Here is a 12,143-nt window from a genome sequence, read left to right as displayed (position 1 = left end):
GTAATCGTTTGGTTTTGAATATTGAGGACTAAAAAGTTTTGAAGTCAAAACCGTTTTAGCAGACGATCCGTCTCTTTCAGAGCCGTAATATTTACCGCTCCGATTCCGAACATCGCCGTGCGAAGCTCCAGCTCAACCTGCGCCAGCTTCTGGTCCAGTGCCTCCTCGGAAGACACTGCCGAGCCGAGCAGTCCTCGGCCAAAGCCTGCCAGGTCGGCACCAATCGCAAGGGCCTTGGCCGCATCCACACCACTGTTTAGGCCTCCGCTGCCAATCAAGGCAGCGGTTGGTGCGGCCTCTCTCACCTCGATTATGCAGTCAGCGGTCGGATTGCCCCAGCCTGCGAACGCCTCCGCCGCCGCACGACGGACCGGATCGCTGCTGCGGAATTTCTCGACCTGGCTCCAGGAAGTGCCTCCGGCTCCGGCCACATCAATGAATGCAGCTCCGGCATCCAACAGGCTTCGCGCTGTAAAGCCGTCAATTCCCCAGCCCACTTCTTTGATGCCTACCGGGACTTCAAGTACCCGGCATAGTTCTTCGATCTTGGGCAACAGCCCTCCGAATCGGGTATTGCCTTCGGGCTGGAACACTTCCTGCAGTCCATTCAAATGCAGCACGAGTAGATCTGCTCCGGCAATGTCCACGCCCCGCCGGTAATCATCCGGACCAAATCCGTAATTGAGCTGCACCGCGCCAAGATTGGCGATAACCGGAATGTTTGGCGCCTTCTCTCGAACCCGGAACGTAGATGCAAGCTCTCCGCGCTCCACAGCGGCCCGGATCGAGCCGACACCAAGCGCCCAACCTCGCCGCTCCGCGGCTTCAGCCAAACGCATGTTAATCTCCCCTGTTGCCTTGCTACCTCCAGTCATGGAGCTGATCAAAAGAGGTGTTGCCATAGAGAACCCAAGAAAAGAGGTTTCCAGACTCACATCGTCAAAGTCCACCTCTGGCAGAGCCGCATGCCGGAACCGGTAATTCTCAAACCCCGTTGTCACATCCCGGCCTCCTACTTCTTCCTCAAGGCATAACCGGACATGTTCTATTTTTCGCTCGCCTGTGGGCACCTCCGGCAGGAGCATGCCTTTGTTATCCGAAAATATCTCACTAGCAGAAACTCTAATCTCCCCGCTGGCAGGAGCCTCTTGCCTGTTCCGATTGTTCATACGTCCCTCCCGTTAAGTAGCCGTTACTAGATTACGCTTCTATGTATTTTCTGCATTCATATATTGTTTAAACCCATTAAACATGTTTAAACGACTCGTCCAATGAAACGGTTTATCCATTCCTGCCATTTCTCCGGTGGCTCCGACAAAACTGAGTTCGGATACGCTGTCGTATTCTCCCCCTCAAACCCTGGTCCCCCGAGCAGAAAACGTACCGATGGATAGTGTGAAGAAGTAAGACGAATAAACTCATCCACTTTAGGCACGAAGTCCGGATCTGTTATAGAGATACAGACAATGCCGATTCTGTGAGCGCCGATAATGTGCAAAAGCCCATCCAACGGCGTATTGGGACCAAGATAAAAGACATCCAGACCACTTCGCCGCAGCAGCAGGGAGAACAGCATCAGACCTACCTGATGATACTCTCCATCCGGACAGAACGACAACGCTTTCGGTAAATAGGAATGAATGGGGAAGAGATGGAAAAACTGAAGGAAGCGCCGGGATACCAGTTCGGTTATAAAATGCTCCTGTGCAACTGATGCCTGCCCGTGTTGCCATGCATCCCCCGCTCGCACAAGCACAGGAACCAAGATTTTGTAGAACATTGCGTCATAGCCGTAAATAGAAAAGCCATAGTCTATCAGCTTATTCGCCCGTTCTCCCTGAAACTCAAATAAAGCTTCATATATTTGTCCGCTTAGCTGATCAAAAGCCTCATCCGCACCCATTGGTGCCAGAACGGGAAAGGAGCCTGCCTTGGATTGTGCAGCCTTGTCCGCTTTCAGCAGGCGGGCAGCCTGAGAGATACTGATACCCTTCTGCTCCACCTGCTCTTTCAGCCAACGTAGATCTTCTATGTCCTCCGGACAGTACATGCGGTAACCCGATTCCGTTCGAAGCGGATTTACAGCACCGTAACGATTCTCCCAGGCTCGGATTGTAACGGTAGGCATATCCAGCATTGTGGACACCTGCTTAATGGAGTACAAATGCTTCCCTGCCTTTCGGTAATGATCTGGGGGCTTCCGACTTTATACAAATTTAGTACATCGATTATACATTTTTACCAATCGTCTGTCGATTAGACATAAAATCAACGCACATACAAAGAACCACCGGCTGAAGACAATTACTGCCTGCATCGGTGGTTCTTTAATTATTACTATAGCTGCCGAAATCAACCTTACAACAGTGGTGACATCAGACGTGCACCTGATTCCAGCAGACGAACGATGATCCGCTTATTCATGAATGTATCCCGGTCAATAAGATTCGTATACTGCAAATCGCGCTCAAAATCATTAACCATCTGCTGCACGCTCTCCGTCTCGACGAGTAAGGCGTTCACTTCAAAATTCAGGTGAAAGCTGCGCATATCCATATTTGCTGTTCCAATGGTCGCAATCTCACCGTCCACAATCAACAGTTTAGAGTGCAAAAATCCCTTTTCGTACTCATAAATACGGACTCCCGCATCGAGAAGAGTCGAAAAGTAGGAATGCGACGCTAGAAACGGAAGCCACTTATCGGGCTTCGCCGGAAACAGAATACGCACATCCAATCCTGCCAGAGCAGCTACACGCAGAGCTGTCAAAATATCATCATCCGGAATAAAATACGGTGTTGCAATCCATACTGACTTACGAGCCGATACGATCATAGAGAAAAAAATATTTTTGAGCGCCCTTCGCTCATTATCCGGTCCGCTTGCGATGATCTGCACCACTCCGTTCCGGTTCTCCAACAGATCCGGTGAATAATATTCCTGCTCGGTTACAACTTCATCTGTAACGTACTGCCAATCCTGCATGAATATAACCTGCAACGTTCGTACGGCTTCGCCCCGGACAAGCATATGCGTATCACGCCAGAAACCATACGTTTTGTTGCGGCTTAAATATTCATCTCCGATGTTCAAACCGCCTATAAAGCCTACACTGCCGTCGATGACAACGATTTTGCGGTGATTGCGGTAGTTGACCCGGCTGGTAAAAAAAATCGTTCGCGGACTGCCAAACACAGCGACCTGAACACCAGCTTCCTTCATCTCATTCAAGAATGACTTAGGTAGTTGCAAACTACCCACGGCATCGACCATAAACCTTACGGACACGCCTTCTCTTGCTTTATTCATAAGGATTCTCTGAATTTGTGTACCGATCTCATCCGCCCGGTAAATGTAATACTCCATATGGATATGATGCTGCGCCTTCTGCAGTTCAGGAAGAAGAGCGGAGAACGTCTCCTCGCCGTTCGTGAGCACCTTTGTTTCTGTCGAAAAGGAGATCGGCGTACGTGCCAGACGCTGCGACAGCTGAAGAAGCTGCTGATGATCCTGCCGGAACGAAGTCAGATCCGGAATACTGCGCTGAAGCACTTCACTTTCGTACGCCAAAATATCACGCTGTGCTTTTTTATCGTACTTTCTACGTTTGAAATAGTTCTGCCCGAACAGCAAATAAAAAAAGAGACCCACGATCGGTATCAGGGCCAGCAGCAATATCCAAGCCATCGTTGCTGACGGATGGCGGTTCTCCATAAAAATCATTAAACCAATGGAAACAACCGTCAGCGTAGAGAACACACTGACAACCGTACCGGCCGTTTTACCAAAATAATCGAAACCGAAGTAATAAAAAGCGAACAATATCGCCGATATGATAACAGCCTGTATTCCCTTTCTCATTTCTTGTAACCCCACTCTCACCAATCACTTTTTCCAATGTTCACTTACCTTGTCCACCATATTCTACATGAAGTCATACGTTCTTCCTACGAGCAGGATACAGAAATCCCCAATTACGACAAAGTTGTAACCTTTCAGCGTCATATGTTCAGGATATTTGTCGAAAATTTTTTTTGCTTTTTTCTTGACAACTGACTCCCAATTTGAAAAAATAAACCTAACGATCGTTAGTTAGGAGGGTGGATTGAAAATATGACTTCATCAAATATAATGCAGGCGGCACTAACCCATTTTGCCAGAGACGGCTATGAGGGGGCTTCTTTAAAAAATATCGCCGATGATTGCGGTATTAAGAAGCCATCGATTTATGCACACTTTGCAAGCAAAGAGGATCTATTCATGAAGGTGCTTCAGTCTGTTTTTCAAAGGCAGGAGGAACGAATCAGACACTATTTCATTGAACACGAACAACTTCCTCTGGAAGAGCAGTTAAAAGGATGTCTGACGGAGAGACAGCGCGAGTATCACGAAGATGATGAGGCGAAGTTCTTTTTACGAATGTCGTTCTTCCCACCAAATTCGCTTTATAACGAGGTTATGGGTATCCTCTACCCTTTTCTCGACAGTCAAGAGGATCAATTGTCACGTCTTCTGGCCGCTGGCTGCCCTGTTAAAGGACCGATTATCCGGCATCCGAGACAGGCTGCCTCAGCCTTTCTGACGCTGATGGACGGAATCGACGTCGAAATACTTTACGGGGGTGAAGAGCGTTCACTCCGCCGGCTTGAGCAAGCATGGCCTGTGTATTGGTCGGGCGTTACAAAGGAAAGATAACATCAAGAATTCTAACTAAAGGGAGCATCTGTTATGAACCGAAATTGGTTATACGTATTAGTCGCCGGATTGGTTGAGATCATCTGGGTTATAGGATTGAGTCATTCCAATAGTGTATGGGAGTGGCTTGGTACTGCGATTGCCATAATTATAAGTTTCTATCTTATTATAGAATCAGCAAAACGCCTTCCGGTGGGAACCGTTTACGCCGTCTTCACAGGTATTGGTACTGCAGGGACAGTCACAACCGAAATGCTCCTATTCGGAGAACCGTTTAAACTTACCAAAGTAATTCTGATCGCTATTCTGTTGACGGGCGTTATTGGGCTTAAGCTCGTAACCGATGATTCTGCTGGTCAAGACCAGGAGGTGGCGAACTAATGGCTTGGATCGCATTGATATTTGCCGGACTTTTCGAGGTTACAGGTGTAATTGGAATTAAAGGCGTTTCCCAGCGCAAAGGGTTGGCCTACCTGACCCTGTTGATTACATCTTTTGCCGGCAGCTTCTCTCTTCTGTCCTATGCGATGACAGCAATTCCAATGGGAACCGCTTATGCTATCTGGACCGGTATCGGTACGGTAGGCAGTGCTGTAACCGGCATGTTTCTGTTCGGGGAGCCGAAGGAATGGCGCAGAGTGTTGTTTATTTCCATGATTCTATGCGCTGCTGTAGGCTTAAAAGTTCTCACTTAATTGTTCAAAAGAACGGCCGTTACATAAAGTTGTAACGGTCGTTTTTTTTATATATAATTAATTTTGACCAATGGGTCAATCGTAGAACTACATAGTTCTTGGGCGAGGTGAATGAAAGATTGTCGGATAAGACGGCGGAGAAACGCAAACAAATTTTGGTGACCGCCATGCAGCTGTTTTCTACTAAGGGGTCTGCCGCGACCTCCATGCAGGAGATTGCAGAAGTATGCGGGATGTCGAAGGGCAGCCTGTATCTCCATTTTAAATCCAAAGAGGAACTGGAGAAAAGTATCTATGAACATATTGCTCTCCGGATCCGGGATGAAGTTGTTAAAGTAGACCAGGAATCTCAACTTGCACCGAAGGAGCAGCTGCGCAAGCAAACTGAGGTGCTCCTGGTACATTTCCTGGAGGTACGCGAGTTTTTGCTGAAGCAAACTCACGAGAATCCCGGACCTGGCAAGTCCCCTTTTGATCGTCAATGTGCTCACCAAGAAATAGGTAAAGCTCTTCTGTGGTTTAAAAATAAGCTTTCTTCCGTATACGGCGCTGAGATTACGCCTTACACGATGGAAATTGGGATGTTTGTCGGTGGCATGCTGGGCTCGTACATCCGGTTTTTATTCATGCCAGGCCTGCCGCTGAATGTTGGTATTTTGGCGGACCACCTTGTTGTCATGCTTGATGATGTGACAGACAGCCTGCTGCGCAGGCGCCCAGATCCTCTTGTACCTATAGAAACTTGGGAACGGCTTAATGGCATTCCTCCAGAGGAGTCTCACTTCTCACGTCACCCTCTGGTGGTCATCAAGTCGATGAAAGTTCAGCTTAAAGAACTCCCTCTGGAACCAGACGTCCGGCGCGATTGTCTGGACTCACTCAGTCTGATGGAGAAGGAACTGCTCGAACTTCATCCCCGCCGGGTGGTGCTGCAAGGCATGCTCCGGAACCTTGAAGGGATTGAAGGCATGAAGGAGCTGTACGGAGAACTGAAAACAACAATCCACAGTGTCCTGGATCTTTATCTTGCATCTGATGGATGAGATTCAAGGAAAGCCTGTAGATTCATAGACAAAAAAAGATTTTTTGGAGAGGAGAAACAACCGCCTTATGAAAGGAATTATTAACTTTTCACTTCGCAACAAATTTGCCATCTGGCTGCTGACAATCATTATTATTTTCGGTGGATTGTACAGCGGAATGACCATGAAACAGGAGACCATACCGAACATTAATGTTCCCTTCCTGAGTGTCACGGCCATTTATCCGGGGGCAGCGCCTGAAGGCGTAGTACAGGATGTAAGCAAACCGCTCGAAACACGGCTTCGGAATGTGGACGGGGTTAAGACGGTCACCTCCACATCGATGGAGAATGTGTCCAATCTTATGGTCGAATTCAATTATGGCGCTGATCTGGATAACGCTACGGCAGCGGTCCGGGAAGCACTCAACGAGGTCAAGCTGCCGGATGGTGTGCAGAAACCTCAAATTTCCAAGTTTAGCATGAGCTCCATGCCAGTCGTATCCTTAAGTATCGCGAATAAGGAAGGCACATCCCTTGATGAGCTTACACGCATTACTGAGAACGACATCGTACCGAAGCTGGAAGATTTGGATGGTGTTGCTTCCCTTCAGGTTTCCGGCCAATTCGTTAATGAAGTACAGCTGAAATTTAACCAGAAGAAAATGGATGAGCTCGGCCTTACGGAAGATACCGTTAAAGGAATTGTTCAAGGCTCTGCTCTGTATGCACCACTCGGACTGTTCGAGATGGAACAGTCACAAAAGGCCGTCGCGGTTGATGGCGGCATCATTGGCATCGATGATTTGAAAAACATCGCTATTCCGGTTATGCCGGTCAGTGGCTCAAATGCTACCGGAGCCGGATCACCTGCCGCTGGGGGGACACCGGCTGCTGGAGCCGGATCACCTGCCGCTGGGGGGACACCGGCTGCTGGAGCCGGATCACCTGCCGCTGGGGGGACACCGGCTGCTGGAGCGGATGGTGGTGCAAATGCCGGTTCTGCTGGGCAAAATGCAGGTCAACCACCCGCTGCAGGTCAGCAAGCGCCTGGCACTTCTCCGCAAGCAGGAACGCCTAATGGACTCGATTCCTTCGGTATCCCTACCGTGAAGTTAGGTGAAATTGCCGATATTGAAGTCATCGGTAAAGCGGAGTCCATCTCCCGGACGAACGGCAAAGAATCCATCGGTGTTCAAGTCGTTAAAGCAAACGACGCAAATACGGTGGATGTTGTTAACAGCGTCAAGGACAAGGCAGAAGAACTTAAGGAACTATATCCGGGCATGGACCTGACGATCATGCTGGATCAAGGCAAGCCGATCGAGGATTCCGTTCATACCATGCTCTTTAAAGCCTTATACGGAGCGCTGTTCGCCGTGATCATCATTATGATCTTCCTGCGCAACATCCGTTCCACCATCATCTCGATCATCTCGATACCTTTATCACTGCTCATTGCCGTGCTCTGTCTGCAGCAAATGGACATTACTCTGAACATGATGTCCCTCGGTGCCATGACGGTTGCAATCGGCCGGGTAGTCGATGACTCTATCGTCGTTATCGAGAATATATATCGGCGATTGTCGCTCTCGAGCGAGAAGTTGAAAGGTCGTGAACTCATTGGCGCGGCTACCCGCGAAATGTTTACGCCTATCCTGTCATCGACGATTGTTACGATCGCGGTGTTCCTGCCGCTCGTACTTGTCAGCGGCATGGTTGGAGAACTGTTCATTCCTTTTGCCATGACGATGGTGTTCGCCCTACTCGCTTCTCTCGTTGTAGCGGTCACTCTCGTGCCTGCAATGGCGCACTCCATGTTCCGCAAAGGACTTAAGAACAAGCATAATCATGATGAAAAACCAGGCGCCCTTGCCCGCGGATATCAATCCGTACTGAGATGGTCCCTGAACCATAAACTGATCACTTTCGGAATTGCCATTGTTCTTCTGGTTGGCAGCTTGTTCCTGACCAAGTTCGTTGGTGTCAGCTTCCTGCCGGAGCAGGAGGACAAATATGCGATGGTTACCTACTCTCCTCAGCCAGGCGATCGTCTGGAAGATGTGGAGCAGCGTGCATTGAAAGCCGAGAAATACATTCTCGGTCAAGATGGAGTCCAAAGCATGCAATATTCCATCGGCGGCAGCAACCCACTCGGTATGGGTTCAGCCAATTCGGGATTGTTCTATGTCATGTATGATCCAGATACGAAAAACTTTGAGGATGTAAAGAAAGATCTGGTGGAAGGACTGGAGAAACAAGTTCCGGAAGGCCAATGGTCCAGTATGGACATGGGTGGCTTTGGTGGAAGCCAGCTTACCGTCAATGTCTTTGGTGATACACTGGAGCAGATCAAGCCTGTAGCTGAAGACATTTTGGAACTGGCTAAGAAAGACACCGCCAACTTTGAAAATGCAAAAACCAGCCTGTCTAAAGCCTATGAACAGTACACACTGGTAGCCGATCAGGAGAAACTCAGCTCGCTCGGCCTGACTGCCGGACAACTGGCTATGAAGCTCAGCCCGGTTCGTGAGCGTCCGGTATTGACTGAAGTGAAAATCGACAATAAATCATATAAAGTGTATATCGAAGCTGACAGTCAAACATATAAGAGTATCGAGGATATTCAAAACGAAACCATCACTTCGCCGCTCGGAATGGAGATTCCGATCAAAGATGTCGCAAAAGTGGAAAAAGGTACATCACCTGACTCTATTATGCGTATCGACGGCAAGATGGTCGTTACCGTTAATGCTGATATGATTACAAACGACGTAGGTACTGCTTCCACTAACCTGCAAGCAAAAGTGGACGAGATGAAACTCCCTGAGGGTGTATCTGTTAGCTTCGGCGGAGTTACAGAACAGATCAATGACACCTTCGGACAGCTGGGGCTCGCTATGCTGGCAGCCATCGCCATCGTGTACTTCGTTCTCGTTGTCACCTTCGGTGGTGCGCTCGCACCGTTTGCGATTCTGTTCTCGCTTCCGTTCATTGTCATCGGTGTGATTATCGCCCTGCTCATTACGGGTGTAACGCTGGACGTATCCGCACTGATGGGTGTACTCATGCTGATCGGTATCGTTGTGACAAATGCTATCGTATTGATCGACCGTGTTATTCACAAGGAACGTGATGGCTTGTCTACTCGCGAAGCGCTGCTTGAAGCCGGAGCGACACGCCTTCGTCCGATTCTGATGACCGCACTCGCCACGATTGGCGCTCTGCTCCCGCTTGTGTTCGGATGGGAGAGCAGTGCAGGCATCATTTCCCGCGGACTCGGCATTACCGTTATCGGCGGCTTGATCAGCTCAACGCTGCTTACGCTGGTCGTCGTACCTATTGTGTATGAATTCCTGATGAAGTTCCGCAAAAAGCGGATCGAAGATTAAATCAAGCACTTAACGTAACGCTTAAAGAATTACATTCCATAGAGGGGCTACCTCCAAAGGTCTGAACTAGACTGCGGAGGCTACCCCTTTTTGGTGTTTATATAGCGTTGCTTCTACACCCCACACACAAAAAAGGCATGCTCTCCATCTGGAAAGCATGCCCTTATATACCTTGATCGCTATTCTCTGTTACACCAACACGACTTCACGGACCGGCTCATCTGCAGCCAGACAAGACTGCTTCCAGGTGCGGAGCATTGACAAATCATATTCAAGGAACTCTTCTAGTAAACGTGAAACCGCCAAGTAAAGCGGGCTTATCGTAGAAGCATTCAGCTCTCTGCACATCGCTGGAGTCCAGGTGAGTAGATGCTCTTCCAGAAATTTTTTCTGTATATCTATCAGACGCAGCATGCTGTCCTCGCAGTATGCACTGTTCAGCATGCGATCATGCAGTATGGTCATAAATTCAAGCTCGATCGCAATATGATCGTCAGGCTCTCCGCTGACTTTCTTAAAGGCGGTTCCAGCTGAAGCGTAAAAGTCAGATAGATCCTGTGCACGGCACGAATAAGGAGAATAACGGGATTCTGCAAGCGGCCGCTGCTTCGAGTGCTGCAGCAATCTGCGGTACTCTGCGCCTTCCCGTTCGCAAATTCGTACGAGTTCCTCCGGTGAACGACCGCTCAAGTACTGCATGAGCTCGCGTCCTCCGCGGGTCAGCTCCGCCGCTTTACCAATTCCGCTGCTGCGGCTCCAATGTGCAACTAAAGACAGTGTAGGCCAGTGGCCCAAAAATTCAGTGAGTAGCTGATAAATCGTCCCTCGATTTTCCAACCACCTGTGACAGACGTCAGGTACCTCCAATGTTCGAACAGATGATGATATCGTCATATCGAACCTCCTAATGGTGATCTCTTTGTTGGATGTTGATATCTTTCACATTATATCTTAAAAGATTCTAGGATGGGGTAATTTTATGAAAAATGATTTCCGAAAGTTTCGGAAAATTTCGGAAATCATTTTGAAAACACGCTTACCATCCTTACTTGGATGGTTCAGCTATTCTATGAGCGGCACACTTTTCAGGGGAGAAGCATGTGCCTGTAAGCTCAGTATAATGAACTTTGTAAACGTTTTCTGTGATACAATTCACACGCTCCGGCTTTTACAACAAATTTAACTGTTCAAAATTCAATATTTTTTAACCTCCCTTCCATTGACTCCCGCTACAGCAATCGCTACAATGTGACCATGCCAAGCTGGAAAGGGGATTCCGATAGATGAAACCGATGATTGAACCTTTGACGGACTCCTTTGGGCGGATACATGACTATATCCGAATATCCGTAACGGACCGCTGTAATCTGCGATGTGTGTACTGCATGCCAGAAGAAGGCATGGTGTTTCAGCCGCATGACGAGATTATGAGCTATGAAGAGATTGCTTCCGTTCTGCGGGTACTCGCACCTATGGGCGTATCCAAAGTACGGTTAACCGGCGGTGAACCACTCGTCCGTAAAGATCTGGAGTCATTGGTTGCCATGATTTCAGATATAGAAGGAATTCAAGATATTTCACTTACGACGAACGGGCTTTTGTTATCTTCCAAAGCCCGTCTTTTGAAAGAAGCAGGACTTACCCGGATTAATATCAGCCTTGATTCGCTGCACAAAGAACGCTATGCCAAGATTACCCGGGGTGGAGATGTACGGAAGGTGCTTGAGGGCATCGAAGCTGCATATGAGGTCGGGCTTGATCCAATCAAGCTGAACATGGTACTTATGAAAGGCTTTAATGAGGATGAGATACGGGATTTTGTAGCGATGACGATTCACCGTCCGCTGCACGTTCGCTTTATAGAATATATGCCGATCGGGCAGGCTTCAGAGGAATGGCGAAAAACATACATTCCGCTTAGCCATGTGACGGATGTATGCCACGAAGCCGGCTGGACCATTCAAGATGACCAGGGACCTGCGGGCAACGGCCCCTCCCGTAATATGAAAATACAGGGTGCTGCAGGCACTTTTGGACTCATCCATCCGGTAAGTGACCATTTTTGCGACTCCTGCAACAGGCTGCGTCTGACGGCTGACGGACATATTAAAGCGTGTCTGTACTGGTCGGATGAATACAATGTCCGCCGTGTTGCTCACGATCCTGAAGCCACGGCTTCCTTGTTCCGTAAAGCACTCGGCAGCAAACCGCAAAACCACGAGATGGCCCTGGCTCTTGAAAAAAAAGCTCAAAGCCATACCCCGACCAACCGGCGTATGTCGCAAATCGGCGGGTAAAACAAAAGAAGCTCCGCAGCTGCGGAGCTTCTTTTGTTTAGAG

At 48.7% G+C, this 12,143-nt stretch carries 10 protein-coding genes; 6 read left to right on the top strand and 4 right to left on the bottom strand.

What is annotated here, in order from left to right; genetic code table 11:
- Positions 1–44: 44 nt before the first annotated feature.
- The 3 genes from fni to cls form a co-directional block, all read right to left on the bottom strand.
- Complete coding sequence (gene fni / locus B9N86_RS01390) at positions 45–1,085, bottom strand: type 2 isopentenyl-diphosphate Delta-isomerase (RefSeq protein WP_244563113.1); 1,041 nt, start codon at positions 1,083–1,085, stop codon at positions 45–47.
- 170 nt (positions 1,086–1,255) lie between these two features.
- Positions 1,256–2,164: a MerR family transcriptional regulator gene (locus B9N86_RS01385; RefSeq protein WP_208917436.1), complete on the bottom strand. Its 909-nt coding sequence runs from the start codon at positions 2,162–2,164 to the stop codon at positions 1,256–1,258.
- 194 nt (positions 2,165–2,358) lie between these two features.
- Positions 2,359–3,861, bottom strand: a complete 1,503-nt coding sequence (gene cls / locus B9N86_RS01380) for a cardiolipin synthase (RefSeq protein WP_208917435.1) — start codon at positions 3,859–3,861, stop codon at positions 2,359–2,361.
- A gap of 252 nt (positions 3,862–4,113) precedes the next feature.
- Between cls and B9N86_RS01375 the strand changes: the two genes are divergently transcribed.
- The 5 genes from B9N86_RS01375 (at position 4,114) to B9N86_RS01355 (ending at position 9,803) form a co-directional block, all read left to right on the top strand.
- The gene (locus B9N86_RS01375) at positions 4,114–4,695 is read left to right on the top strand and encodes a TetR/AcrR family transcriptional regulator (protein ID WP_208917434.1); all 582 of its coding nucleotides are present in this window, start codon (positions 4,114–4,116) and stop codon (positions 4,693–4,695) included.
- A gap of 33 nt (positions 4,696–4,728) precedes the next feature.
- Positions 4,729–5,076 (top strand): DMT family transporter, encoded by a 348-nt coding sequence (locus B9N86_RS01370; protein ID WP_208917433.1) that lies wholly within the window; start codon positions 4,729–4,731, stop codon positions 5,074–5,076.
- Complete coding sequence (locus B9N86_RS01365; RefSeq protein WP_208917432.1) at positions 5,076–5,390, top strand: DMT family transporter; 315 nt, start codon at positions 5,076–5,078, stop codon at positions 5,388–5,390. The genes B9N86_RS01370 and B9N86_RS01365 overlap by 1 nt, the downstream gene beginning before the upstream one ends.
- Before the next feature lie 107 nt (positions 5,391–5,497).
- Positions 5,498–6,433 carry a TetR/AcrR family transcriptional regulator gene (locus B9N86_RS01360; protein WP_244563111.1) on the top strand — a complete coding sequence of 312 codons (936 nt, stop codon included), beginning with the start codon at positions 5,498–5,500 and terminating at the stop codon, positions 6,431–6,433.
- A gap of 67 nt (positions 6,434–6,500) precedes the next feature.
- A complete protein-coding gene (locus B9N86_RS01355; RefSeq protein ID WP_208917430.1) occupies positions 6,501–9,803 on the top strand; it encodes an efflux RND transporter permease subunit in 3,303 nt (1,100 codons plus the stop codon).
- A gap of 189 nt (positions 9,804–9,992) precedes the next feature.
- On the opposite strand, the gene B9N86_RS01350 is transcribed toward B9N86_RS01355, so the two are convergent.
- Positions 9,993–10,697 carry a TorD/DmsD family molecular chaperone gene (locus tag B9N86_RS01350; protein WP_208917429.1) on the bottom strand — a complete coding sequence of 235 codons (705 nt, stop codon included), beginning with the start codon at positions 10,695–10,697 and terminating at the stop codon, positions 9,993–9,995.
- A gap of 398 nt (positions 10,698–11,095) precedes the next feature.
- Between B9N86_RS01350 and moaA the strand changes: the two genes are divergently transcribed.
- Entirely contained in the window at positions 11,096–12,100 is a 1,005-nt protein-coding gene (moaA, locus tag B9N86_RS01345) for a GTP 3',8-cyclase MoaA (RefSeq protein ID WP_208920034.1), read from the top strand.
- The last annotated feature ends 43 nt before the right edge of the window (positions 12,101–12,143 follow it).

It is taken from the genome of Paenibacillus uliginis N3/975, from assembly GCF_900177425.1.
GTDB classification, from domain to species: domain Bacteria; phylum Bacillota; class Bacilli; order Paenibacillales; family Paenibacillaceae; genus Paenibacillus_AQ; species Paenibacillus_AQ uliginis.
This window is presented reverse-complemented; position numbering and strand designations above follow the sequence as displayed.

Bases quoted from the DNA above. Each gene is read 5' to 3' on its own strand.
- fni (WP_244563113.1), bottom strand. From the start codon at position 1,085: ATGCTCCTGCCGGAGGTGCCCACAGGCGAGCGAAAAATAGAACATGTC.
- cls (WP_208917435.1), bottom strand. From the start codon at position 3,861: ATGAGAAAGGGAATACAGGCTGTTATCATATCGGCGATATTGTTCGCT.
- B9N86_RS01375 (WP_208917434.1), top strand. From the start codon at position 4,114: ATGACTTCATCAAATATAATGCAGGCGGCACTAACCCATTTTGCCAGA.
- B9N86_RS01370 (WP_208917433.1), top strand. From the start codon at position 4,729: ATGAACCGAAATTGGTTATACGTATTAGTCGCCGGATTGGTTGAGATC.
- B9N86_RS01365 (WP_208917432.1), top strand. From the start codon at position 5,076: ATGGCTTGGATCGCATTGATATTTGCCGGACTTTTCGAGGTTACAGGT.
- B9N86_RS01355 (WP_208917430.1), top strand. From the start codon at position 6,501: ATGAAAGGAATTATTAACTTTTCACTTCGCAACAAATTTGCCATCTGG.
- B9N86_RS01350 (WP_208917429.1), bottom strand. From the start codon at position 10,697: ATGACGATATCATCATCTGTTCGAACATTGGAGGTACCTGACGTCTGT.
- moaA (WP_208920034.1), top strand. From the start codon at position 11,096: ATGATTGAACCTTTGACGGACTCCTTTGGGCGGATACATGACTATATC.